Source organism: Pseudomonas sp., from assembly GCF_028293835.1.
In the GTDB taxonomy this organism is placed as follows: Bacteria; Pseudomonadota; Gammaproteobacteria; order Pseudomonadales; family Pseudomonadaceae; genus Aquipseudomonas.
In genome coordinates this window covers 1-25098 of the sequence record NZ_JAQGNX010000101.1, presented here as the reverse complement: position 1 = coordinate 25098, position 25098 = coordinate 1, and the positions used below count along the sequence as shown (strand labels likewise).

Annotated in this window: 25 protein-coding genes and 1 pseudogene; 11 read left to right on the top strand and 15 right to left on the bottom strand. The window is 55.9% G+C overall.

Annotated features, from left to right (window positions below):
• Position 1: 1 nt before the first annotated feature.
• From folX to JWR17_RS14095, 3 genes are all read left to right on the top strand, one after another.
• On the top strand, positions 2-373 hold the full coding sequence (gene folX, locus JWR17_RS14105; RefSeq protein WP_299832464.1) for a dihydroneopterin triphosphate 2'-epimerase: 372 nt from the start codon (positions 2-4) through the stop codon (positions 371-373).
• Positions 374-560: 187 nt separating this feature from the next.
• Complete coding sequence (locus tag JWR17_RS14100) at positions 561-857, top strand: DUF1244 domain-containing protein (protein ID WP_299832462.1); 297 nt, start codon at positions 561-563, stop codon at positions 855-857.
• The gene (locus tag JWR17_RS14095) at positions 850-1191 is read left to right on the top strand and encodes a HopJ type III effector protein (RefSeq protein ID WP_299832460.1); all 342 of its coding nucleotides are present in this window, start codon (positions 850-852) and stop codon (positions 1189-1191) included. Before JWR17_RS14100 ends, JWR17_RS14095 begins: the two co-directional genes overlap by 8 nt.
• 87 nt (positions 1192-1278) lie before the next feature.
• Here JWR17_RS14095 and trxB read toward each other — a convergent pair whose 3' ends face one another.
• Positions 1279-2241, bottom strand: a complete 963-nt coding sequence (trxB, locus tag JWR17_RS14090; protein WP_299832458.1) for a thioredoxin-disulfide reductase — start codon at positions 2239-2241, stop codon at positions 1279-1281.
• Positions 2242-2610: 369 nt separating this feature from the next.
• Between trxB and cysZ the strand changes: the two genes are divergently transcribed.
• Together cysZ and JWR17_RS14080 are read left to right on the top strand one after the other, a co-directional pair.
• Positions 2611-3378 (top strand): sulfate transporter CysZ, encoded by a 768-nt coding sequence (cysZ, locus tag JWR17_RS14085; protein WP_299832456.1) that lies wholly within the window; start codon positions 2611-2613, stop codon positions 3376-3378.
• Positions 3379-3510: 132 nt separating this feature from the next.
• Entirely contained in the window at positions 3511-3852 is a 342-nt protein-coding gene (locus tag JWR17_RS14080) for a hypothetical protein (protein WP_299832454.1), read from the top strand.
• A gap of 43 nt (positions 3853-3895) precedes the next feature.
• On the opposite strand, the gene JWR17_RS14075 is transcribed toward JWR17_RS14080, so the two are convergent.
• Both JWR17_RS14075 and JWR17_RS14070 read right to left on the bottom strand, forming a co-directional pair.
• Positions 3896-4753: a helix-turn-helix transcriptional regulator gene (locus JWR17_RS14075; protein WP_299832452.1), complete on the bottom strand. Its 858-nt coding sequence runs from the start codon at positions 4751-4753 to the stop codon at positions 3896-3898.
• Between the two features lie 78 nt (positions 4754-4831).
• On the bottom strand, positions 4832-5383 hold the full coding sequence (locus JWR17_RS14070) for a hypothetical protein (RefSeq protein WP_299832450.1): 552 nt from the start codon (positions 5381-5383) through the stop codon (positions 4832-4834).
• Between the two features lie 415 nt (positions 5384-5798).
• Between JWR17_RS14070 and JWR17_RS14065 the strand changes: the two genes are divergently transcribed.
• Positions 5799-6302, top strand: a complete 504-nt coding sequence (locus JWR17_RS14065; RefSeq protein ID WP_299832448.1) for a hypothetical protein — start codon at positions 5799-5801, stop codon at positions 6300-6302.
• Positions 6303-6351: 49 nt separating this feature from the next.
• On the opposite strand, the gene JWR17_RS26350 is transcribed toward JWR17_RS14065, so the two are convergent.
• Positions 6352-6771, bottom strand: coding sequence for a flagellar protein FlhE (locus JWR17_RS26350; RefSeq protein WP_366944155.1), 420 nt, complete (start codon positions 6769-6771; stop codon positions 6352-6354).
• A gap of 400 nt (positions 6772-7171) precedes the next feature.
• On the opposite strand from JWR17_RS26350, the gene JWR17_RS14060 reads away from it, so the two are divergent.
• Complete coding sequence (locus JWR17_RS14060) at positions 7172-8347, top strand: glycosyltransferase family 1 protein (RefSeq protein ID WP_299832446.1); 1176 nt, start codon at positions 7172-7174, stop codon at positions 8345-8347.
• 168 nt (positions 8348-8515) lie between these two features.
• Here JWR17_RS14060 and JWR17_RS14055 read toward each other — a convergent pair whose 3' ends face one another.
• From JWR17_RS14055 to JWR17_RS14045, 3 genes are all read right to left on the bottom strand, one after another.
• Positions 8516-9619, bottom strand: a complete 1104-nt coding sequence (locus JWR17_RS14055) for an NADH:flavin oxidoreductase (protein ID WP_299832445.1) — start codon at positions 9617-9619, stop codon at positions 8516-8518.
• 183 nt (positions 9620-9802) lie between these two features.
• Positions 9803-10285, bottom strand: coding sequence for a glutathione peroxidase (locus JWR17_RS14050; protein ID WP_299832444.1), 483 nt, complete (start codon positions 10283-10285; stop codon positions 9803-9805).
• Positions 10286-10406: 121 nt separating this feature from the next.
• A complete protein-coding gene (locus tag JWR17_RS14045; RefSeq protein ID WP_299832442.1) occupies positions 10407-10892 on the bottom strand; it encodes a peptidylprolyl isomerase in 486 nt (161 codons plus the stop codon).
• On the opposite strand from JWR17_RS14045, the pseudogene JWR17_RS14040 reads away from it, so the two are divergent.
• The 3 genes and pseudogenes from JWR17_RS14040 to JWR17_RS14030 all read left to right on the top strand — a co-directional run bounded on the left by JWR17_RS14040 (position 10861) and on the right by JWR17_RS14030 (position 14389).
• A pseudogene (locus JWR17_RS14040) lies at positions 10861-11200 on the top strand (DUF3565 domain-containing protein). The gene JWR17_RS14045 and the pseudogene JWR17_RS14040 sit on opposite strands and share 32 nt — an antisense overlap.
• Before the next feature lie 106 nt (positions 11201-11306).
• Complete coding sequence (gene pta, locus JWR17_RS14035) at positions 11307-13397, top strand: phosphate acetyltransferase (RefSeq protein ID WP_299832440.1); 2091 nt, start codon at positions 11307-11309, stop codon at positions 13395-13397.
• 83 nt (positions 13398-13480) lie between these two features.
• On the top strand, positions 13481-14389 hold the full coding sequence (locus JWR17_RS14030; protein ID WP_299832439.1) for an acyltransferase: 909 nt from the start codon (positions 13481-13483) through the stop codon (positions 14387-14389).
• A 118-nt stretch (positions 14390-14507) separates the two neighbouring features.
• Here the strand turns inward: JWR17_RS14030 and JWR17_RS14025 are convergent, their stop codons facing one another.
• A complete protein-coding gene (locus JWR17_RS14025) occupies positions 14508-15209 on the bottom strand; it encodes an OmpA family protein (protein WP_299832437.1) in 702 nt (233 codons plus the stop codon).
• A 479-nt stretch (positions 15210-15688) separates the two neighbouring features.
• On the opposite strand from JWR17_RS14025, the gene JWR17_RS14020 reads away from it, so the two are divergent.
• Positions 15689-16888 (top strand): HD-GYP domain-containing protein, encoded by a 1200-nt coding sequence (locus JWR17_RS14020; protein WP_299832435.1) that lies wholly within the window; start codon positions 15689-15691, stop codon positions 16886-16888.
• 106 nt (positions 16889-16994) lie between these two features.
• Here the strand turns inward: JWR17_RS14020 and JWR17_RS14015 are convergent, their stop codons facing one another.
• The 7 genes from JWR17_RS14015 to JWR17_RS13985 form a co-directional block, all read right to left on the bottom strand.
• On the bottom strand, positions 16995-18740 hold the full coding sequence (locus JWR17_RS14015; protein WP_299832434.1) for an ABC transporter ATP-binding protein: 1746 nt from the start codon (positions 18738-18740) through the stop codon (positions 16995-16997).
• 18 nt (positions 18741-18758) lie between these two features.
• On the bottom strand, positions 18759-19706 hold the full coding sequence (locus JWR17_RS14010; RefSeq protein ID WP_299832432.1) for an acetamidase/formamidase family protein: 948 nt from the start codon (positions 19704-19706) through the stop codon (positions 18759-18761).
• Positions 19707-19782: 76 nt separating this feature from the next.
• Positions 19783-21402, bottom strand: coding sequence for an ABC transporter substrate-binding protein (locus JWR17_RS14005; protein ID WP_299832430.1), 1620 nt, complete (start codon positions 21400-21402; stop codon positions 19783-19785).
• Positions 21403-21432: 30 nt separating this feature from the next.
• Positions 21433-22359 (bottom strand): ABC transporter permease, encoded by a 927-nt coding sequence (locus tag JWR17_RS14000; protein WP_299832428.1) that lies wholly within the window; start codon positions 22357-22359, stop codon positions 21433-21435.
• Entirely contained in the window at positions 22360-23208 is an 849-nt protein-coding gene (locus JWR17_RS13995) for an ABC transporter permease (RefSeq protein WP_299832426.1), read from the bottom strand. It lies immediately after the preceding gene.
• A complete protein-coding gene (locus tag JWR17_RS13990) occupies positions 23205-23798 on the bottom strand; it encodes an ANTAR domain-containing protein (protein ID WP_299832424.1) in 594 nt (197 codons plus the stop codon). Before JWR17_RS13990 ends, JWR17_RS13995 begins: the two co-directional genes overlap by 4 nt.
• Complete coding sequence (locus JWR17_RS13985; protein WP_299832421.1) at positions 23795-24934, bottom strand: transporter substrate-binding protein; 1140 nt, start codon at positions 24932-24934, stop codon at positions 23795-23797. Before JWR17_RS13985 ends, JWR17_RS13990 begins: the two co-directional genes overlap by 4 nt.
• Between the last annotated feature and the right edge of the window lie 164 nt (positions 24935-25098).

Sequence of the window (25098 nt, the reverse complement as noted above, 5' to 3'; positions counted from 1 at the left end):
CATGCCAAGACTTGAACCTGGTACCGCGCGAATTCGGGTCAAAGACCTGTGTTTGCGCACCTTTATCGGTATTAATGAAGACGAAATCGTCAACAAACAGGACGTGCTGATAAACCTGACGATTCTGTACGCCGCGCAAGATGCGGTGCGTGATAACGACATAGACCATGCGCTGAATTACAGGACCATTACCAAGGCGATCATCCAGCATGTGGAGGGTAATCGCTTCGCGCTGCTCGAACGGCTGACCCAGGAAGTGCTCGATCTGGTGATGAGCCACGAAGCCGTCATGTACGCAGAAGTGGAAGTCGACAAACCCCATGCCCTGCGGTTTGCCGAGTCGGTGTCGATTACCTTGGCTGGGCAGCGCTAGATCCGACGGATCCCTTAATCTGCGTAGCTGTGGGAGCCAACTTGTTGGCGAAAGATTTCCGAGGCAAACCGATGAGAAATCTCGCCAACAAGTTGGCTACAGAAAGTTAATGTTGCGGGTCGAATGGCTTGACTCAGCTGTTCGCGGTCTTATCATCCCAACCATCAATCGCCTGCCCGAGCCCATCATGACTGACCAAGAACGCCTTGAACTCGAAGCCGCTTCCTTTCGCCGACTGGTGGCGCATTTGGACAGTCGCAAAGACGTGCAAAACATCGATTTGATGAACCTTTCCGGCTTCTGCCGCAACTGCCTGTCCAAATGGTACAAAGCCGCTGCCGACGAAAAGCATATCGACATTACCCTCGATGATGCCCGCGAAGTGGTTTATGGCATGCCGTACGGCGAATGGAAGAGTCAATTCCAGCAAGAAGCCAGCGCTGAGCAGAGTGCCGCGTTCGCCAAGGATATGAAACATGACTGACTTGAACACACTGCGCGCCAGTCTGCGCAGCGGCCAGCACGCCTTCGCCGACACGCTTACCTTCGTTGCCGAGGGTTACGCCTACCAGCCCCAGGCGTTCACCAACGGTAACGTTGAAAATGCCGCCGGACAAAACGAAGGTTCATGCAAGACGCTCGGTCTGGCCTTGCTGGAGGGTTTCAGCGACGAAGAAACCCTACTGGCGTTCGGCGAGCATTATCGCTTGGTCCAGGCCACACCCGAGGGCAGCGATCACGCCAATATTCGCTCTTTGATTGCCAACGGTTTGGCCGGAGTGACGTTCGAAGGCGCGCCACTTACTCGTAAAGAGTGACGTTGTGACACGCAACAAAAAACCGGCGGCTGCCGGTTTTTTTTGCAGGTCTTTTATCAGGGAAGCAGATAAAGAGTAAGAAGACGCTTAGAAAGAAGCGTCCTTCAGACCGTCGAGGTAACGTTCAACGTCCAATGCGGCCATGCAACCGGCACCGGCAGAGGTTATCGCTTGGCGATAAACGTGGTCAGCCACGTCACCCGCAGCGAACACACCGTCAATGTTGGTCGCTGTCGCATTACCTTCTCGACCGCCCTGAACCACCATGTAACCGTCTTTCAGCGTCAGTTGGCCTTCGAACAGCGCAGTGTTCGGCGTGTGGCCGATGGCGATAAACACGCCGTCAACTTTCAGCTCATCGCTGGTGCCATCGTTGTTACGCAAGCGAGCACCGGTCACGCCCATGTTGTCGCCAAGCACTTCTTCCAGAGTGGAATTGAGCTTGAGCACAATTTTGCCTTCGGCAACACGCGCATGCAGCTTGTCGATCAGAATTTTCTCGGCACGGAAGGTTTCACGGCGGTGAACCAACGTGACTTTGCTGGCGATATTGGCCAGATACAGCGCTTCCTCGACCGCAGTGTTACCGCCGCCGACCACAGCCACTTCACGGTTGCGGTAGAAGAAACCGTCACACGTTGCGCAGGCAGAGACGCCTTTGCCCATGAACGCGTCTTCCGATGGCAAGCCCAAATAACGTGCGCTGGCACCCGTAGCGATGATTAAAGCGTCGCAAGTGTATGTCGCGTTGTCGCCTTTAAGGCTGAAGGGTTTACCTGCCAGGTCCACAGCATTGATGTGGTCGAACACCACTTCAGTCTCGAAACGTTCCGCGTGCTCTTTCATCCGCTCCATCAACACGGGGCCGGTGAGGCCATGGGGGTCGCCCGGCCAGTTATCGACCTCGGTGGTGGTGGTCAATTGACCGCCCGCTTGCATACCGGTAATCAGCAATGGCTTGAGGTTGGCTCGTGCCGCGTAGACCGCAGCGCTGTAACCGGCAGGGCCGGAGCCGAGAATGATCACTCGCGAATGACGTACTTCAGACATGACACGCTCCTATTGACCGACCACCGTGACGCAGGGTCGGAACGCCGGCGTACCGGCTGGAATAAAAAAGACCGCACAAGCACTTGGGGAAGGCTTAAACATGGCGATCCTGAAAATTGAGGCTGCGGCCAGCGCCGTCGCCTGGGTGTTGCCAAGCCTGGGTATAGGCCGCAAAGCTTATCCGAGGAGGCGCAGATTAAGGAAATATGGTTTCACAATCCACCTCATAGACCATTTCTATACCGCGCCATAGGTATCCGCTAATTACCTGGATTTTACCCTGCCGCGATTATTACTGCGAATGTCGCCACTTTCGCACCGTCACCAAAGCCGGTAAGGTCTGCCGGATTGCCCTGATCGGAAGCTGCCATGCCCGCCCCTGTTCTCTCTGGCCCCCAATACTTGCGCGAAGGCCTGAAGCTGGTCCTTAGCCCTGGACTGCGCCTGTTTGTCCTGTTGCCGCTCACCATCAACCTGGTGTTATTCGGCGGTCTGATCTATCTCGCGATGCATCAATTCGGCATGTGGATCGACACGTTCATGCCTGAACTGCCAACGTGGCTGAGCTTCCTCAACTACATCATCTGGCCGTTGTTCGTCGCTCTGGTGATATTGATGGTGTTCTTTACCTTCACCATGATCGCCAATGTGATCGCCGCGCCGTTCAACGGCTTTCTGGCGGAAAAGGTCGAGGTGGTCCTACGCGGTACCGATGATTTCCCAACGTTCAGCTGGGCTGAATTAGCTGAAATGGTACCGCGCACCCTTGGCCGCGAGATGCGCAAACTGGGTTACTTTCTGCCCCGCGCACTCGGGCTGCTGATCCTGTCGTTTATCCCAGTAGTCAACGTCATCGCCGCGCCGCTTTGGCTGCTGTTCGGCGTCTGGATGATGGCGATTCAGTACATCGACTACCCCGCCGACAACCACAAACTCGGCTGGAACGAAATGCTCGCCTGGCTGCGGGCCAAACGCTGGCAGAGTTTGGGTTTTGGCGGGATTGTTTATCTGGTACTGCTGATTCCCTTCGTCAACTTGCTGATGATGCCTGCCGCCGTGGCTGGGGCGACCTTATTCTGGGTCCGTGAAGGTGGGCATGTGGCCGTAGAGCAACAGGCGACTGGGCGCAAAGGCTGAGCATGGTAGTTATCTATGTGCTTTCAATTGGCGCGATCCGCTCTAATGGCTGCTCCACACAAACCGTCCATTAGCACCACTCAAACGAGCATGATGCTCAATAGCATGGACGCTAGATTAAGGATAATAACCATGAGCAACGACAACCCAGCTGTACCCCCACATCAGGAAGGCTCGAACGAATTGGCGAAAACCGTGCGCCCATTACTGAGCGCGGCACTGGCGGGAATAGACCCTGACGAGGTGTTTTTCAACGGCGTTAACAACCTGACCGAACGTTTGGTCATTTATTCGGCTTCACTGACCAATGAAGCCGTGCAACGCATTCTCGAAAAAGACGAACCTACTTATACGTTTATCACTGGCGGTGTGTTTTCCGTTGCGTACTCTTTCGCTGACGAACACCGCGTGTCGGGGCTGGATCCTGAGAACCTGACCGAAGTCATGACCCACCTGGTCCGTACCTTAGGTTAATGAAACACCTTCAGTGAACTACTAACCGAGTCATTGAATTCAGTCAAACCGGTGGGCTCGCAGAGGGCGGCAGGTTGTTCATCATCTGCCCGTGAAGCCGTTCGGTGGCATCGTCCGCAGGGAATATGCATTCAATACGCAGTTCCTGCGCGGCGATGGTTTGCGGAGTACCCACCGTGGTGACCATCGAAAAATAGTTAAGAATATTGCCGTCCTTTATAAAACCCATGGGTACGAACGGCATCGCAGACTCCGCGCTAGAACTCTTAGCAGACTTCCATTCGCGCTCTACGTCTGGATAAGCGAGCAAGTCAGCCATTAACGCTTTGGTCTTCTCATCGACCACCCGCCCGACGGACTCTCGATGTACCCGCTGAATCAGACTGTTCGCAACCCCTTCCCAATCGGCCACAAACGGGCGCATCCCATTTGGATCAAACATCAGGTGCAACATGTTCCTGGGGCTTTTACGCGCGGCCATATTAATAAAGCAGTTAAAGAAGCGTGGCGCAGACGCGTTAGTCATCAGCACATTCCAATAACGATCCATCACCACCGCCGGAAACGGCTCATGTTGTCGCAGAATGCGATCCAGCGCCTTTTTTATACTGTGCATTTCCAAGGCATCCCAAGCGCTCTCGGGATATAGGGGCGCATAACCCGACGCTAATAACAGGCTGTTGCGATCGCGCAAAGGAATGTCAAGCGACTGCGCGATGTCCATCAATGTCTGGCGGCCAGGGACGCTGCGGCCACTTTCGATAAAACTGATATGCCGCTGCGACACTCCCGTATCCAGCGACAGGTCCAGCTGACTTTTACCGCGCATGTCGCGCCAATGGCGCAACAACCGGCCCAACTCGGTGGCTGGCGCCTTAGTAGCGATGCTGGTTGAACTCATCACACTCTCCATTTGCTATAAGGCTTGAAGCTGACCGTGCAAGGATCGGCGCGAACCGAACCCTGCGCGATCAGGCCATTAAGCGTGCGACCAAACCTGAGCCTGGAAGCGCTCCTCAACCGGGGTGCTGGCCATGTTGGTGGTGGTGGCCGCCATGGTCGAAATACCAACGCCAGTGATGACTTCAAAAATCTGCCCTTGGGAATAACCCGCGGACGTGAAGGCGTTTATATCAGCCTCGGTCAGATGCCCGCGCTTCTCCATCAGGGCTTTGCTGATTGCCGAAAGCGCCGAATACTTCGCATCCTTGGGCAGTTTCCCACTGCGGATAGCGTTAACGTCGCTCTGCGTCATGCCGTCCTCAAGGGCAAACGTAGAATGCGCGGCCACTGTCCACGGGCATTTTAAAGTAACCGCATTGGTCAGCAGCAGCGTCTGCTTCTCGCATTCATTCAAGCTGCCGCCGTGAAAACTGCCGAAGCTGCCAGCGAACCCGTTTAGCAGCACCGGGCTCTCAGCCATCGTAGCCATGACATTCGGCAAAAACCCGAACTTTTCAATGAGCAGCTGCAGGGTCTGCCTGGATTTTTCTGGAGCGGTTTGAAGGGTATGAACAATGAATCTAGACATGGTAATCATTTCCCGAGTCGAACAAGGATAGGTGTGTGTGTTCTGCTCGGTATTGACGTGCACACCGGCGTTTGCAGAACCCATCACCGATTCTATCCATGGCTCGAATGGGCTCAATTACCTTGGAGGTAATCAAAGGGATATGTCGTGGGGTCCGCTGAGGCTTCGTTTTACCGAAGAGAGGCAAGCGGTTGCCGGTCTAATACTGTTTGTAACGAGCATGAGGACACGGTCTTGATTTCTGTAGGGACTAACTTGTTGACGGGGCGACTGGCGAGATACTGTGCATAATGCGTCTCGCCAACAAGTTGGCTCCTACAGACGGATCGCCCTGCATATTATATCTTGTGACATATCGGCATCGGAAACTGGCATATACATTGCAATATTGGCAATGCCAATACGAAGGAGTGATATGGCCATGTCAAATATGACAACCTCAACCGCTGTGATAATCAGCAATGAGATGCTTCGACCCACGGGAGATAAAAAAGCCGAGGAATCACGACAAGCAACATCGTTCGCCGAAATACTGAGCAATGCGACAAATAAGACCGTCGAAATACCTTATGTACGCAGCGCAAAAGCAACTGAACTTCGTGCTTGGATAATGGATGATGCTACCAGAGATCCAGAAAGAGCGGCGATGTGGGCGCAAGCTTACGGATGCGACTCGCTTGACGGGCCTTTAATAGATCTTTCTGAAGAAACAATTATAAAACTTAGCGCGACGGGTGAAGTCTATACGAAAAAAATGCAGGAATACTATGAACAGGTTCGGCAGGAAAAACATGGCGGGCTCTCGCAGCTTTATAAATCAGAAATAGCCAAGGGCACCGCTGCTATAGACGTTCTTAACAAGGTATTCGCCTACTACGACGCGTTACCAAATGAATTCAAACGAATGGCAGACTTGTAAAAACTATTGCCGTCTCAGGATGCTCCCCGAGACGGCAATCAAAATCAGATCACCACGACACAGTCACCGCCGCGCCCTGAGCCCCAATGGGCACAGGTGAACTATTTCTATTGTTTACCACCATTGTTCTGAAAAAGAACGCTTGCGATGGATTATTCCCACCAAACCAACTTGTCGAACCTGAGCGTTGACGCGACACATCGTGACATTTATTTACTGTCCCTTGGCATAGCTGAACTGCAAGACCGCGCGGAAAGCCCACATAATTCCACGTCCAACTGACAGTAGACACTCGTGAACCGGGTTGGGCAATACCTGTCACAGGCACATGGGTTCGATACACATGTCCCTTGGAGTGAATCGTTGGAAGTCCTACCGTCGAATGATAAGACCCCGCTACCGACGGCTGAGAAACCAGGGCCAATGTCGATACCGCACCTAAAACAGCACAGCGTTTCTTTAAAGACATAAATTTATTGCGCATTACAATTCCTTATTATATTAATTTCAGGCAGCAGTAGTCCTGAAGCTTGCTGCTGCATATTCGGAGGAGTCTTCATGTAACTCAGATAGTTTGAGTCCCGCAGGCTGAAGACAGCACCCACGTTACCTACAGAAAAAAGCCAGTCAACCGAATACTCGCCCTAACTAACACTTACGGATTCGTCTTACACAAGCACACCAGATAAAGTAAGAAACATCTTACTTTTAATAAAAACTGTAACTTCAACTTACAAACCAGAGCCAGACAGATGCTTGGTGTTAACTCAAAACCTTCATCTGTAGATAAATTCACCGCCAATCCCCACGTCATAAATCCATCACCCAATCGCCATATCCGCGACATGAGATCAGTCGACACTGATCCCATGAACGCACCCCTGCATATCACCCTGATCACCGAAACGTTCCCCCCTGAAATCAATGGCGTGGCCAATACCCTTGGGCGGCTGTTTGACGGTTTGCGTCTGCGCGGGCATCGTGTGGAATTGGTTCGGCCGCGTCAGGTGAATGAGCAAAGCCAAGCGGCAGACGCAAATCTGTTGTTATGCCGTGGCTGGCCGATACCGGGGTATTCCGGCCTGCAATGGGGGCAGTTGTCGATGCATAAACTGCTACGGCGCTGGAAGCGGCAACGGCCGGATGTGGTGTACATCGCAACCGAGGGGCCGTTGGGTCTATCCGCGTTGCGGGCGGCGAGGCGTTTGGGAATAAACGTCATCAGTGGTTTTCACACGAACTTCCAGCAATACAGCATCGAGTATGGATTCGGTTTTTTCTCTCGCGTACTGACCCACTACTTGCGCTGGTTCCACAATCATTCACAAACGACGGTAGTGCCGAGCGTCAGCCAGAAACTTGAACTTGAGCGTCGCGGTTTCGAGCGGGTGGAGTTACTCGCGCGGGGTGTTGACAGCCAGTTGTTTCATCCTGCGAAGCGCTCATCGACACTAAGAGGACGTTGGGGATTGAACGACGGTGACATTGCCGTTCTGCATGTGGGCAGGCTTGCACCCGAAAAAAATCTGGGCCTGCTGAAAACCAGTTTTGAAGCGTTGAAGACCACGTATCCAACACAAACCATGAAGCTGGTGATCGTGGGAGATGGCCCGCAACGGGCACTGATGGAAAAACAGCTGCCGGACGCGATCTTTTGCGGAATGCAACGCGCAGAGGCATTGGCCACACACTATGCATCGGCAGATGTATTTGTGTTCCCGAGCCTGACCGAAACGTTTGGCAACGTGGTGCTGGAAGCCTTGGCCTCGGGCCTGGGTGTTATCGCTTATGACGAAGCGGCCGCGGCGCAGCACATTCGCCACGGCCACAACGGCGCACTGGCGATGCCTGGGGACGAGGAAGGCTTTATCGACGCCGCACGCTGGGTACTCGAAGACAGCGAAACCTTGCGCAGGGTTCGACTGAATGCGCGGCAACACGCGAGTCGTCAGGGCTGGGAGGCGATTATCGACGTGTTCGAACGGCAACTGCGCCACGCGTCCGAACAGAGCAAGGTGATGCCCATGGGGCATATTCAGGTTTAGCTTGAACCCCTGTGGCGTGGCCTTCGCGAACACGTTCGCTTCCACCGAAGCTCGATCTGCCCCCAATCCTTGGCAATCCACGGACCTGTAGGAGCCAACGCGTTGGCGAGAGGCCCGGATCGGAGACGCCTCGCCAACAGTTGGCCCCTACAGATGACTGGCTATCAATCAAAGTAACGTGGTCAACGCTTCGCGGCTGAAGGGAAGGATGTCTCGTTCGCGGCCATCACGTACTTTCTGCGCCCAATCCGGGTCAACCAACAATGCACGTCCGACCGCTACCAGATCAAACTCGTTGTCATTCAAACGTTTCAGCAGGTTGTCCAGGCTCGCCGGTTGCGCGACCTTGTCGGTGTCGACCATGAACTGCAAGAACTCGCCATCCAGGCCAACGCTGCCCACGGTAATAGTCGGTTTGCCCGTCAGCTTGCGCGTCCAGCCCGCCAGGTTGAGCTCAGAGCCTTCGAATTCTGGCTCCCAAAACCGACGTGTCGAGCAGTGGAAAATATCCACGCCTGCGTCAGACAACGGTTTGAGGAATTCACCCAGCGCTTCCGGTGTCAGGACCAGACGCGCGCTGTAATCCTGCTGTTTCCACTGTGAGAAACGCAAGATGATCGGGAAGTCGGGACCGACCGCAGCACGCACGGCCTCAATCAACTCGATGGCGAAACGCGAGCGCCCAGCCATATCGCCGCCGTATTCATCGGTGCGCTGGTTGGTGCCGTCCCAGAAAAACTGATCGACGAGGTAACCATGGGCGCCGTGGATTTCAACGCCGTCCATGCCCATGGCCTTGGCGTCGCTGGCGGCTTGAGCAAAAGCACCGATGACGTCTTGGATGTCTTGTTTCGACATTCCGTGAACCACGACCTTATCGTCCTTGAGCTTCTCCATCGGACCATAAGCGGGCACCTCGCCATCAGGCTCGGTACCGAGGCGACGCACAGCCCCCACATGCCACAGTTGCGGAACGATCCTGGCACCTTCGGCATGCACGGCATCAACGACTTTTTTCCAGCCTGCCAACGGGGCTTCACCAAAAAATTGCGGGACGCTCGGGTAACCGTTGGAGGCCTTGTGACCGACTGTCGTGCCCTCGGTAATGATCAAACCAACACCCGCAGCAGCCCGACGACGGTAGTACTCAATAACCTTGGAGTTCGGCACACCGCCCGGAGAAAACGAACGGGTCATCGGTGCCATTACGACGCGAGAAGGCAGCTGCAAACTACCCAGGCTGAAAGGTTTGAATAAAGCTTTGACCGGCATGTAGCGCTCCTCGAAAAGTCATTGGCGATGCCATGGCGCTCAGCATATGACCGGTCACCCGCGCCTGCCAGCACTATTGATTCAGGTGATTAAGGGCAACTAGCGGGACCCATCGAGCGACGAGGAGCTACAAAGGACGACGTGCCGGGACTGCGGGACAGCCCGGCGGGCAAACTGGGCCAATCACTTAAGCGCTTTCTCTATGGCGTGGATCACAGAGATATCATCTGGCGGCGTGCGAGGCGAAAACCGCGCTAACACCCGACCGTCTTTTCCTACCAGAAACTTTTCGAAATTCCACGTGATGTCGCCCGGAAACTCGGCACCTTCGCCCGCCAGCAGACGGTATAGCGAATGACGATGATCGCCGTTTACTTCGAGTTTGCTGCCCAGCGAAAAGGTCACGCCGTAGTTCACACTGCAGAAGGTTTGAATGTCTTCCTGAGTGCCAGGTTCCTGGCCGGCGAACTGATTGCAGGGCAAGCCCAGCACGCTGAAGCCTTTATCTCGGTAGTCCTGATAAAGCTTTTCCAGCGCTGCGTATTGCGGCGTCAGGCCACACTTGGACGCGACGTTGACCACCAACACTACTTTGCCTTTAAGGGGCGCGAGAGGCAGGTCCTGGCCATCCAGAGCTTTTAAAACCGTGTCGTGAAAAGCACTCATGACGAACTCCAAATAACGAGCGGACTAAAAAGGCGCCCGCATCAGGCCGCGAAAACGAGACCGTCGTTTCCACACAACCTGTCAGGGCGCCTTGCCAGCTAACTCAGCTTAGCAGCACAAATCAGTGGTGATGGCCGCCTTCGCCATGCACGTGACCGTGGGCAACTTCTTCCTGGCTGGCATCGCGAATCTCGACGATTTTGACGTCGAAGTTCAGGCGCTGGCCGGCCAATGGGTGGTTGCCATCAACGGTAACGTCGTCGCCGTCAAGATCACGGACGGTAACGATTTGCATGCTGCCGTCAGGGCCAGACGCATGGAATTGCATACCCACTTCGAGTTCATCGACGCCTTCGAACATGCTGCGGCTCAAGGTGCTGACCAGTTCGGCCTGGTACTCGCCGTAAGCGTCTTCGGGTTCGATGGAGACTTTCAGTTGGTCGCCAACGTTCTTGCCATCCAGTGCTTTTTCCAGCCCAGGGATGATGTTACCTGCACCTTGCAAGTAGACCAGCGGCGCGCCGCCAGCAGAACTGTCGATGACCTCACCAGCGTCGTTGGTCAGGGTATAGTCGATGGAGACAGCCTTGTTCGCGGCGATCGGCATGGGGCGAGACCTTTGCTTGAGAATTGAAGAACGAGCAAGTTTAACCAAGCACTCGCCCGAAAGCGAACGCAACTCTGACGGACGGCCCTTTGCACAGCAGCACCATCATTGATTTTCGACAGGATGAAGACGGCCACTGGATCGCGGTGCTTTCTTGTGGCCACACGCAACATCTTCGCCATCAACCGCCTTGGCAATCACGGGCGTGGGTACTCGATCCGTTGAAGCGGCAACAACAAATAGGTAAAAGCTTTGCCTGTGGCTGGTGTGCGCAAGGCACAGATAGCGATAACCTTACGCCCCATTGAGTCGCCGCGCATAAACCGCCGGTGTCCTGAAAGAATACGTGACGTAAACCGATATTTTTGCTGGCGGCCCGCAGCCGCCCCTGCACTGCTCAATCGAGATGTCCGCATGCAAACTTTTTTTATCGCCCCTACCGACTTTGGTGTGGGTTTGACCTCTATCAGCCTCGGGCTGGTGCGTACCCTTGAACGCGCAGGACTCAAGGTTGGCTTTTTCAAACCCATCGCCCAACCGCACCCCGGCGACCTCGGACCAGAGCGCTCGACTGAGCTTATCGCCCGCACCCACGGCTTGAAGCCACCTAAGCCGCTGGGGCTGGCACACGTCGAGCGGATGCTTGGCGACGGTCAGCTTGATGAGCTGCTGGAAGAAATCATCCAGCTCTATCAAGAAGCCGCCATCGGCAAAGACGTGCTGATTGTCGAGGGTATGGTCCCGACTCGCCACGCCAGCTACGCCGCGCGGGTCAATCTGCATTTGGCTAAAAGCCTGGACGCCGACGTGATCCTCGTCTCGGCGCCGGAAAACGACGTACTGACCGAGCTGTCTGGCCGGGTCGAACTACAAGCGCAGCTGTTTGGCGGTCCAAGAGATCCGAAAGTCCTCGGTGTGATTCTGAACAAAGTGCGCACCGATGAAAGCATGGAGGCCTTCGCCTCGCGCCTGAAAGAGCATTCGCCACTTCTGCGCAGCGGTGAATTCCGCCTGCTGGGCTGCATCCCGTTTCAATCCGACCTCAACGACCCGCGTACCCGGGACGTCGCCGAGCTGCTGGGTGCGCAAATCCTTAATGCGGGCGACTACGAACAACGGCGGATGTCGAAGGTCATCATCTGCGCACGCACCGTGCTCAATACGGTGGCGCTGCTCAAGCCCGGCGTATTGGTGGTAACGCCTGGCGACCGCGATGACATCATCCTCGCCGTGAGCCTTGCCGCCATGAACGGCGTGCCATTGGCCGGCCTGTTGCTGACCAGCGACACAGTGCCGGATCCGCGGATCATGGAATTGTGTCGCGGCGCATTGCAGGCCGGTTTACCGGTGTTATCCGTCAGTACCGGCTCTTACGACACCGCCAACCAGTTGAACCAGCTGAATAAAGAAATTCCCATTGACGACCGCGAGCGCGCCGAGACCATTACCGATTTCGTCGCCGGGCATCTGGACGCGAAATGGTTGCATCAGCAATGCGGCACGCCACGGGAGATGCGCCTGTCGCCAGCAGTGTTCCGCTATCAACTGATCCAGCGTGCACAAAACGCCAACAAGCGCATCGTGCTGCCTGAGGGCAGTGAACCGCTGACCATTCAAGCGGCGGCGATCTGTCAGGCGCGGGGCATCGCCCGTTGCGTGCTGTTGGCCAAACCTGAGGAAGTGTATGCCGTGGCCCAGGCTCAAGGCATCGAGCTGCCGCAGGGTTTGGAAATTCTCGACCCCGACCTGATCCGCGAGCGCTACATCGCGCCCATGGTCGAACTGCGTAAAAACAAAAACCTGAATGCGCCGATGGCTGAGCAGCAGTTGGAAGATACCGTGGTGATTGGCACCATGATGCTGGCGTTGGACGAAGTTGACGGCTTGGTCTCAGGGGTTATTCACTCGACGGCGAATACCATTCGCCCAGCCCTGCAACTAATCAAGACTGCGCCAGGCTGCACGCTGGTGTCGTCGGTGTTTTTCATGCTGTTTCCGGAACAGGTGCTGATGTACGGCGACTGCATCATGAACCCGCACCCAACGGCGGCCGAGTTGGCCGAAATTGCCCTGCAAAGTGCTGACTCGGCGGTGGCGTTCGGCATTGCCCCAAGGGTGGCGATGATCAGTTATTCCAGTGGTGAGTCGGCCAGTGGCGAAGAGGTTGAAAAAGTCCGTGAAGCCACCCAACTGGCCCACCGGGCGCAAAGTGATCTGCAAATCGACGGTCCGTTGCAATACGATGCCGCCGCCAATGAAGACGTTGCCCGGCAACTGGCGCCGAACAGTCCGGTTGCCGGCCGCGCAACGGTGTTTGTGTTCCCGGACCTGAATACCGGCAACACCACCTACAAGGCGGTACAGCGCAGCGCCGATTGCGTCAGCCTGGGCCCAATGCTGCAAGGCCTGCGAAAGCCGGTCAACGACCTGCCTCGCGGCGCTCAGGTCGACGACATCGTCTATACCATCGCGCTGACAGCCATTCAGGCGGCCAAGTTGTCGTGACGCCCTAACCCTTACTTACATCAACCAGTGCCGCCGGATCGTCCCGGCGGCATCCGATATCTTTTGCGGAGGCCTTGGCCCACATGCTGGATTCTTTACCTGCTCCCTTGCGCGGCGTCATTGCCTCGCTGCTGTTGGCGCTGAACACCATTGTTTGCTGCACGCCTCTATTCATCGTCGCCCTCTTTAAGCTGTGCCTGCCCTTCCCCGCAGCGCAACGCTTCACCGACTGGTTGATGGGCCACATTCATGAGGCCTGGATCAGCAACAACAAAGCCTGGATGAAGTTGCTACGCGATACTCGCTGGCACCTCAGTGGGCTTGAGGGATTGGACTATCAGCACTCGTATCTGATCACCAGCAACCATCAAAGCTGGGTCGACATCATGGTGCTGCAATACGTGCTGAACCGGCGCATACGTCCGCTGAAGTTTTTCCTCAAGCAAGAGTTGATCTGGGTGCCGGTGATCGGCCTGGCATGGTGGGCGCTGGGCTTCCCGTTCATGAAGCGCTACTCCAAGGCTTACCTGGCCAGGCACCCCGAGAAGAAAGGCAAAGACCTGGAAACCACCCGCCGCACCTGCGACAAGTTTCGCAACAATCCGGTGGGTATCTTCAACTTCGTCGAAGGCACTCGCTTCAGCGAGAGCAAGCACGCCGAACAGCGGTCACCGTTTCGCTACCTGCTCAAGCCAAAAGCGGGCGGCATTGCGTTTGTGCTGGACGCCATGGGTGAGCAATTGCAATCCATCGTCAACGTGACCATTCATTACCCCGGCGGACGGCCAGGCTATTGGGACTTGTTGTGCGGTAACGTCAACGAGATCGTGGTGCATTTCGAAGAAATCAAAATTCCGCCGCAGTTCATCGGCAAAAACTACGACCAGGACGGCGAATACCGCCTGGAATTCCAGCAGTGGATCAACAAGCTGTGGGATGAGAAAGATTTGTTACTGGATGAGATGCACCGGCAGTATCCGGCGAAAGGTTGAAGGCGTTCTGTAGGAGCCAACGTGTTGGCGATATCCGCAGCGCTACGGTTCGCCTGACACACAGCGGTGGCCGCCTCGCCAACAAGTTGGCTCCTACAGAGGGGTGGTGGCGCGCATCTTACTGCTGCTGATACTGCTGCCCAGGAATCGGCTTCAGGTTGACCTCAACCCGACGGTTCTGCGCACGACCGTTAACATCGGCGTTGCTCGCAATCGGCTGGTCAGGACCCAGGCCGCCTACCGCCAGGTGCGAAGGATCGATGCCCTGGGACGTCAGGTAAGTACTGACGCTCTGCGCGCGCTGCAATGACAAGTCCATGTTGTGCTGACGGCTGCCGGTGCTGTCAGTAAAACCGATGATCTCGATCATGTTCTGGTTGTACTGTTTCAGTGAACCAGCAAGATTATTCAGTGGTGCATAGAAGCTCGGCGCGATAGCTGACGAGTTGGTCGCAAAGGTGATATTGCCCGGCATGATCAGCTTGATCTGGTCACCTTGACGCTGCACCTCAACCCCAGTATTGGCCATGCTTTTGCGCAACGCAGCTTCTTGCTTATCTGCGTAATAGCCGTATCCGGCAGCACCGGCGCCCACTACTGCAGCGCCAATCAACGCGCCCTTGCCACGGTTGCCATGGTCAATCGCAGCCCCTGCGACGGCGCCTGCCAAAGCACCCAGACCGCCATACTTAGCCGTGTTACTGACGCCGCCAGAATCATTACTCGAAGCCTGCTGGTTGCTATAGGGATTTGGCGATGCGCACCCGGCCAACACGGCCAACGCGGTAGCGGCAATTATCAAGCGATACGAGGTAAACATTGGGTAACTCCTGTTTATCATCAAGGCAGCTTCACTAGGCCGCTGCGAACATCAGGCCAGGGCCATGCCGCGATTAGAACATGAGTGCAGAGAAAAATTCCCAAACGCCCGCTGAACACTTCTGGGCTAGAGGGAACGAATTGCATGCGTTTCATCAATCTATAACGTGTCCGCCCCTCTCGTGCAGTCGCAACGTAAAGGTCAATGGGAAATACATCGGTGATTTGAGCGCTTGCGCGATGCTTCCCGATGGGTAGAGAGTGGCGTTGTTGACAAGGCAAATCGTAGGGCTGCGGCAAGACCGCACATCTTTTCGACACCAGTGCGCCGATAGTGGCACTATGCAATCACTGGAAGCCAATCCAGCACATCGCCGTCCATGATGGACGGGATATAAAACTGGCCATGAGCGTCACTAAAATAAAAAAACGTTACGAATTGCCTTCCCGCATGGACGCAGTGCAGTAGAGAGAATTCGCGTGCTGAAAAAAATCCTTACTTCTGACGTTTCCGTTGGCATGCACATCCACCAATTCTGCGGCGTATGGGCTAATCACCCCTCGTGGAAAGGCAGCTTTGAAATAAAAAACGCGCAAGACATTCTGCGAATCAAAGCGCTGTTCGTCGATGAGGTGTGGGTCGATTTTGGCAAAGAGACTTTTCCGCCAATAGGCGCCCAGCCTGCCATGACGCCTTCAGCCAGCACCTCCCCTGCCAGCCTGAATGAGGAGCTGGCTCAGGCTCGGTTAATCTGCGACCGGGCCAAGACTGCCGTTATACGCATGTTTAACGATGCGCGACTGGGAAGAGCAATAGACCCCGGAGACGGTTCGTTACTGGTGGATGAAATCACCCATTCGATTCTCCGACATCCCCACGCATTGCTCAGCCTGGCCCGCTTGAAGACGTCTGACGACTACACCTATATGCACTCTGTCGCCGTGTGCATATTGATGATTGCCCTGGCCCGACAGCTGAAGTTGTCCGAGGAGCACGTCAAGGAAGCCGGGATCGCCGGGCTGATGCACGATGTAGGCAAAATGATGATTTGCAGCAGTATTCTCGACAAGGCCGGAAAGCTGACCTTTGAAGAGTTCGAGCGCATGAAGAACCACCCCGAGGAAGGCCTGAAAATTCTTGAAAGTGCCGAAGGCTTTAGCGCTCAGGTCATGGACGTCTGCCTGCATCACCACGAAAAGATCGACGGCTCCGGTTATCCCCACGCTTTGGCCGGGGACCAAATCAGCCTGTTCGCCAGAATGGGTGCGGTGTGTGATGTCTATGACGCCGTAACGTCTGAACGTCCGTACAAGAAAGGCTGGGGCCCTGCGCACACTATCCGCGAGATGGCGTCCTGGAAGGGGCACTTCGATGAGACCATTTTCCGGCACTTCGTCAAAACAGTGGGTATCTATCCGATTGGCGCGTTGGTCAGCCTTAAAAGCGGTCGTTTAGGTGTAGTGATTGAGCAGAATGGGCTTTCGCTTATTGCACCGAAAGTGAAAGTATTTCTGTCTATGCGAACAAAAAAACCTCTCTCACATCAGATTATTGACTTAGCCAGTCCTGACGAATCTGACAAGATCATTCAGATCGAGTCAGCGGAAGAATGGGGAATTACTAACGTGGAAGAGCTGTGGTCGGGGTTTTCTTTAGCGGACGGAAAACTATCCAACTGAGTGCCAATTGTCGAAAAACAACCTCAATACAACTGGAAAATTGCCAGAAACACGTGATAGCGCATCAGGATAAACGTTAGCGGGCCGGATACTATCGCCCCAGCGCTCACCCCGCCGCCACCCAATGCTCCTCCCCACGCTTCAAAAAAGTTTGCGCCGGCGCTTCATAGCCTTTGGCCTTGATCGGACTCGGCTGCTCGAATTCCTTAAGCAACGCTTTAAAGTCATGGGTGCGATCGACATCCGGCATCGGCACAGCGCTGAGCAGCCGCTTGGTATAGGGATGCTGCGGATTATGCAGGACGAGGTCACGGCGGCCGATTTCGACAATTTGCCCGCCATACATCACCGCTACCCGATGACAGATGCGCTCAACCACGGCCAAGTCGTGGGAAATGAACAGATAGCTGAGCTGGTGCTGATCGCGCAGGTGTTCCAGCAACTCCAGGACTTGCGCCTGCACCGAGACGTCCAGGGCTGAAACGGATTCGTCGGCGATAATAATTTTCGGATTGAGCGCCAGGGCCCGGGCGATGCAGATTCTCTGACGCTGGCCACCGGAAAATTGGTGCGGGTAGCGGCGCATGGCATCCGCTGGCATGTCGACCTGACGCAGTAGTTCAGCCACACGTTCCCGACGCTGGGCCAGCGGCACGCGGTCGTGAATCAGCAACGGTTCGCCGATCAGCTCGAAGATGTTCTTGCGCGGATTGAGCGCCGCGTAGGGGTCTTGAAACACCATCTGGATGTCGCGGCGCACCGCTTGCAACTCGGCGCCTTGCAGTCCATTGAGTTCCTTGCCGCACAGTTTCACGCTGCCTTGATAGGCCAGCATATTCATCAGCGCCTTGCCGGTGGAAGACTTGCCGCACCCGCTCTCCCCTACCAACCCCAAGGTCTCGCCCTGACGCAGTTCGAAGTTGAGCCGCTCGACGGCATGCACCTGCTTGTCTTCTTTGAACCAACCCATGCTCATCCGGAATCGCACACACAGGTCCTGCACTTTCAATACCACCGGCCGCTCACTGAGGTCTTGCGGCTCGCCCGCAGTGCCGAGCACCGGTACGGCGGCAAGCAGCTTCTGCGTGTAAGCAGCGCCTGGCTGAGTAAATAACGCGCGCACCGGTGCCTGCTCTTCAGTACGGCCGTGATTCATCACCACCACATAATCGGCCATCTCAGCCACCACGCCCATGTCATGGGTGATCATCAGCAGACTGGTGCCGTAGACCTGCTGCAACTCGCGCATCAATTGCAGGATTTGCGCCTGAATCGTGACGTCCAATGCGGTGGTAGGCTCGTCTGCGATCAGAACTTGCGGTCGACAGAGCATGGCCATGGCGATCATCACTCGTTGGCGCATCCCGCCAGACAACTCGTGTGGATACTGCAACAAGCGCTTTTCCACCTGCGGCATACGCACCGAATCAAGCATTTCTCGAGTCCGCTGACGCAACGCCTGGCGGCCCAAAGGTTCGTGACGACGCAAGGTTTCCTCCATCTGCTGACCAACTGTCATCAGTGGATTCAGCGAGGTCATGGGCTCCTGGAAAATCATGCCTATCTGCTTGCCGCGCAGCAGTTGCAATTCAGGTTCTGCGAGACCGATCAAGTCGCGCCCGCCAAACAGAATCGCGCCTTGTGTCACTTGTACCGACTTGGGCAGCAATCCCATGATCGCCAGCGACGACAGCGATTTGCCGCTGCCGGATTCCCCAGCAATACACAGCGTTTGCCCCGGATACAAATCAAACGTGAGGTCATCGACCACCCGGCGAGCGTCCGGGCCATGGCCGACGTCGACCGACAACTGCTGCACCGACAACACCGGCTGTAAGGTCTGGTTACTCATCAAAAGTCCTCACACGCCTCAGGTAAACACAATTTTCGGGAAGTAGAACGACACCACCCAATTGGGCAGATCGACGATTTCGCTGATGCGCAAATCACCGCACACCGAACACAGCATGTAAGCCTGTTCTGCAGGCATACCGTGCTCACGACACAGCCAGTCGATGGTATTGCCCACCGCCTGCCGCGCAGCTTGCATCAGGTCCGGGCCGATCCCGGTAAATGCCTCGTAACCTGCGCTGTCGAGATGCCGGGTGACCGGGCCCGGGGTGCTAAAGCGCGGGGTGGCCAGCGGTGTGTTTTTGATCAGATCCAGTTTTACTACCACGTCCATTGCGCTTTCGATGGCCGTACCGCAGACCTCGCCGTCACCTTGGGCGGCATGGGTATCGCCAATGGATAACAACGCGCCGCTGACTTCAACCGGCAAGTACAACGTGGTGCCCGCCGACAGGTCGCGAATGTCCAGGTTGCCGCCAACCCGACGTGGCGGCACCACCGAATGCAAGCCGGCCGCAGCGGGGGCCAGGCCAATCGTCCCGGCAAAAGGTTTAAGCGGAATTTTCGCAAAGTCACTGAAGGCAGCAGGCGCCAACGAGCCTTTATCGTAGTGCCACAGGGCCAGCGCCGGGTCCGGGAACTGATCCGCCAACAAGCCGAAACCCGGAATGGCCGCCGTCCAACCGAAGCCGCTGGGCTTGAAGCTGTCGATGGTGATTTTCAGTACATCACCTGGCTCGGCGCCTTCGACAAAAATCGGCCCGGTGACCGGATTGATCTTGTCGAACGGAATACTCGACACATCGCTTACCACCGAATTCGGGGTAAAGAAGCCATTGGAAGAATCTTTACAGATGAACTCCAACATAGAACCCGGCGCTACTGTGGCGGTGGGTTGCAGGCTGTTGTCCCAACCGAAATGGCTGTTGATGCTATGAATGGTCTTGACCAGGCAGGTCTGGCACATGGGAAATCTCCAGCGTTGAAAACGCCACGCCCGCAGGCGTGGCGATTGGCTGCGCATAGAGCGAGCCGACAGGGTTTTATTTGATCCAGATGTAGTCGTAATTGACCGGTACGTGAACCGGATCGACATACAACGCATCGTTGCCGCCCATGCGCGCCGAGCGCACGGTGAACCGCTGCTCGTTGAAGATCGGCACCCACGGCGCATCAGCCATGACGTCGGTAAATATCTTCTTCCACATCGCGGTACGCTCGGCCTGCTGCTCCGGTTTGGCCATGCTGTCGGCTTTTGCCGCCTGGGCATCCAGTGCTTTGTTGCAATACAGCGCCCAGTTCCAGCCACCATCCACCGCGCCATCACAGCCCAGGATGGGTCCATAGAAGTTCGACGGGTCCGGGAAGTCGGCGATCCAGGCCATGCCGCCCGACCAGACCATCGGTGCCTGATCCTTGGAGCTGCCGGCTGCAATCACGTTGGCTTGCGCCAAGGATTTGATCTGCGCACGCACGCCGATCTTCGCAAGATCCGCCTGGATAGCTTGAGCGATTCGCGGCTGCGGATCGGTATTCATCACGTACAGCTCGGTGTCGAAACCTTTGGCCAAACCCGCCTCTGCCATCAGTTTCTTCGCGCCTTCGACGTCGTAGCTATAACCTTTGTAAGCGCTGTCGTAACCAGGCATCGCTGGCGGTAACGGCTGGTTGGCCGGGATTGCTCGCCCATTAATGATGCGCACGATGCGGTCTTTGCTGATCGCCATGTTGATCGCCTGACGCACCTTAAGGTTGTCGAATGGCGGCAGAGTGGTTTTCATGGTTACGTAGCCGGTCTGCAACTGATTGCCGGTGACGACGTAGCCCTTGAACTTCGGATCGTTCTTGAATTCGAGAAATTTGGCCGGTGGTACGCCATCACCGGCAATATCCACTTCGCCTTTCTCCAGGCGCAGCAGGGCGACCGTTGGGTCCTGGCCGATCTCGAAGGTGATGCTGTCGAGGTGCGGCAAACCGGTTTTGAAGTAGTCGGGATTTTTCTTGAACACAATCTGCTGACCGAGCTTCCATTCAGCCAGGCTGAATGCACCGGTGCCCATCGGATGCTTGCCGAAATCAGCACCCCACTTCTCGACTTCTTCCTTTGGCACGATCGAAGCGAAGTTGATCGCCATTACATGCAGGAAGGTCGCATTCGCCTGTTTCAGGGTGATTTTCACCGTGTAGTCGTCGACCACTTCGATGCCCGATAAATGCTCGGACTTGTTGGTGGTCATGTCCTCGTAGCCCACGATAGGGCTGAAAAAGCCTGCGCCTGGGCTTTGGGTTTTTGGATTGACCGTACGCTCCAGGGAGTATTTGACGTCGCTGGCCTTAAGCTCGCGACCGTTCTGGAACTTCACGCCCTTTTTCAGGGTGAAGGTATAAACGGTGCCGTCGTCGGATATTTTGTAGTCCTGCGCCAGTTTTTTAACCAACTCGGTGGTGCCTGGCTTGTAGTCCATCAACCCATCGAACAGGCTTTTGATCATCGACCAGTTCTGCCAGTCGTACCCGATGGCCGGGTCGAGAGTGGCGACGTCGTTCTGATAAGTGACAACTATTTTGCCGCCGTCTTTCGCGGCCGGATCATAGTCATCGGCCAGAAGTGTCCCGGCAAATAACGTGGCCGCTACGGCCAAGGATAGTGCTGTTTTTTTCATGCTCCTGCCCCTTATCTGTGGTGAACGTTTTTAGTGTTTTTTGATGTCGATTCGCGGATCAATCCAGGGGATCACCAGGTCGGCGATCAAATTGCCGAAGACGATCGCCACCGCAGAAACCGTGGTCACGCCGACGATGACCGGGATGTCTACTTGCTGAATCGCTTGCCAGGTCAACTGGCCAATGCCCGGCCAGCCAAACACCGACTCGACCACCACCAGCCCGCCCATGAAGATGCCGATGTCGATGCCAATCATTGGGATCACCGGCACGATGGCGTTGGGCAGCACATGACGCAGCACCACGCGAACCCGGCTCAAACCTTTGGCGCGTGCAGTGCGAATGAAGTCTTGGTGCAGCACTTCGATCATCGAAGAGCGAACCATGCGCGAGTACCAACCGCTGCCGAGAATGCCCAGGGTCAAGGCTGGCAATATCAGGTGTTCAACCCCGCCGTAGCCCCCCATCGGGAACCAGCCGAGCTGCACCGCAAAGAAGTACAGGAATAACATCGCGGCAATAAATTGCGGCGCAGAAACGCCCACGAACGACAGCGCCATGAGCAATTTATCGGCCCAACTGTCACGTCGCAGAGCAGCTATTACGCCGAGCGTAATGCCGATCAATAGCTCGAAGCCAATGCCTGCGCCCATCAATTCCAATGAAGGCCGCAAGCGCGATCCGATCAATTCGGTAACCTCGCTACGCTGTATATACGAGCGGCCCAAATCACCCTGCACCAGCTTGCCGAGGTAGCTGGCGTACTGCTGATAAAAAGGCAGGTCCAGGCCCAACTGCGCACGGATTCCAGCCACCACTTCCGGCGTAGCACTGCGCCCGGCGATTTGCCGCGCAGGGTCTGCCGGCAACATAAACAGCAGCAAATAGGTGATGAACGTAACGCCGAGCAGAATCAGTAACGAATAACCAATGCGGCGACTGATGAACGTCAACATTCAGCTTCTCCCGATCAAGGTAGGGTCGAGTTCATCGCGCAGGGCATCGCCGACCAGGTTGAAGGCCAGTGACAGCAGGACGATGGCGATACCGGGGAAAAACACCAGCCAAGGCGCGGAGGTGAAATACGTCTGGCTTTCAAAAATAATGTTGCCCCAACTCGGGGTCGGCGGCTGCACGCCCACGCCGAGATAAGACAAAGTCGCTTCGAGCAGCACCGTGGTGGATATCCCCAACGTGGCCCACACCAGAATGGTCGGCAGCAAATGCGGCAGCAGGTGCGAGAACAGGATGCGCAGGGAACTGGCGCCCAGGGTCCGCTCCACCGCGACAAAGTCTCGGGCACTGAGGGCAATGGTCTCGGAGTAGATCACTCGGGCGATCTGCACCCAGTTGACCATGGCGATCACCAGCGCAACGATCCAGACGCTTGGCTGGAAAATCGCTGACAAGGCAATCGCCAGCAGCAATGCCGGGAACGCCATCATCAAGTCGGTAAAGCGCATCAACACGCTGCCGGTCCAGCCGCGCAGAAAACCTGCGGTAAGGCCCACCAGGGTGCCGATCAATACCGCGAGGCCGTTGGCGACCAAGCCAATAAACAGCGACGTCCGCGCCCCATAAATCAACCGAGACAGCAGGTCGCGGCCCAGCAAATCGGTGCCCAGCCAGTAAGGTGTGGCAGGCGCCATGGGTGCGCCTTCCATCGTCAGGCCTTCGACGAATTGCTCGGACGGGTCGTAAGGACTCATCAGAGGCGCAAACAATGCCAATAGCACGACAATTGCGATGTACAGCAACGACAGCGCCACCGCAGGACGACGAATCAAAGCCCGCAGCACACTCATGTCCGGCTTCCGCCTTGCTGCAACTGATTGGCAGCCATTTGCGCGCACAGTTCGTCCAGGCTGCGATTGAGCTGCATCGACAGCGTTCGCAGCCGTTCATACGCTTGCCGCTCATCCAGGTTGTGCTCGACCATCAACCGCGCCAATGCCTGGGCCAATAGAGGTCTGGCGCCGATCCGCTGTTGCAGCGAATCGATAGTGCGAGCGTCGGCGTCCAGCCGTTCGCGCAGACCAATCGCCATCATTAGCGTGGTGTAAACCGAGCCCTGGGTAATGGGCTTGTTGAGCAATGCAGTAGCGCCCAACTCAATGGCGCGCTGAATTTGCGACAACGTTTCATGGGGTGTCAGAGCCACAATGGGCACGTTGCTGGTGTTCAGCCGTTGCAGCACCGCTGGGCTGGCGAAATGTTCCAGCTCGACGATGGCGGCAAAACAGTCATCAAGGGGATCGTTGGCGTCCTCAAACAACGCCAACGGGGTAATGCCCAGTCGTTGCAGGCTTTTTTGCAGGCTGGCCAAGGTCCGTGGCTCGCAGTCGATCAGCAGCAGGCGACCCTTTTCAAAATCCGGGCGTTTAAGCAGGCTCATTTGACGATCCTCAGGCGGGGCACTGGCGCAGAAGCGCGCAGGCTGTGGAATTCACTCAGGTCGGTGGCGGTCAGGTATGGATCAGCCTGCAACGGTTGCGCTTCGCTGTGTAGCACCACGAAGCGACCGTCATGCAGTTCGGCGATATGACACGGCAAACTGCTGTGATTGTTGCGTGCAGAAATACTTAACGTACCGAGCACGCTGTCCTGGGGGTGCGTGTGAAGATAATCGCAAATGGCGTCCGGATCATCGCTGCCACACTGGCTCAGTGCCCGAGCAAACAAATGCACGGCGACGTACATCCCGGTGTAGTAATGGGAGCAGCGATGCAGCCCATGCTGACGCCGCTGCTGTTGACTGAAACCGCGATCAACGTCTTCAAAAAACGGCCCGCATGACAACAATCGCAGGCTGTGGATATCACCCACTTCCGCCAGTTCAGCTTCAGTCAAGTTGCAACTGAGCACTGGCAAATTCAAGTCAACGGCTTGGCACGCGGCATCCAGCTGATGCAGAAAAGCGTAGGACGACTCACCCACCAGATTGTTCAGAATAAAAGAGGGTCGGTCGCTGATCAGGCTCTTGATCAACTCGCTGAAATGAGTCGAACCCAGGTGGACATACTTTTCACCCAGTACCTCCCCGTGCGCTGCCTCAAGAATCTCCCGGGCGATGCGATTGCTTTCCCAGCCCCAAATGTAGTTGGAACCCACTAGCAGCGCGCGCTTGCCAAAGGTATTCAGGGCATAGCGTAGCAATGGAATCAGCGTCTGGTTCGGACAGCCGCCGAGATACAGCACGTTCTCGCTACTTTCAAACCCTTCGTATGGGCAGGCGTACCACAGCAAACTGGCGTTCTGTTCCAGGTCAGGAATGATCTCTTTGCGACTCGCCGATGTGGTTGTCCCAAAGATATGGCGAATTCCAGCGTCCATTAACTGCACCGAACCCTCACCGTATTTGTGTAGAAAACCCTGTGGATTGATGTGCGTGGCCCGCAGCTGAAAATCGTAGCCTGCATTACGATTGATTTCGGCAAGCGCATGCTCGGCCCCGGCCAACGCGTTTTGGCCCATGCGTTTGTAAGTCCCGTCGGTCGAGAGCAACAGCCCAACCTCAATCGTGCGGCGCATTTATTTTCTCCAAAAAAAAACCTGATCGACCAGTGGGCTGGTCGATCAGGCTTCGTTACCTGGCGCTCGGGCGCGTAATTTAGACAAGACTTAAAGGCGGGGCCAGGCTTGTGCGTACAGTTGCTTATGAAATAAACGTGCCACTTTGTTCAGTCTCGCCTGAC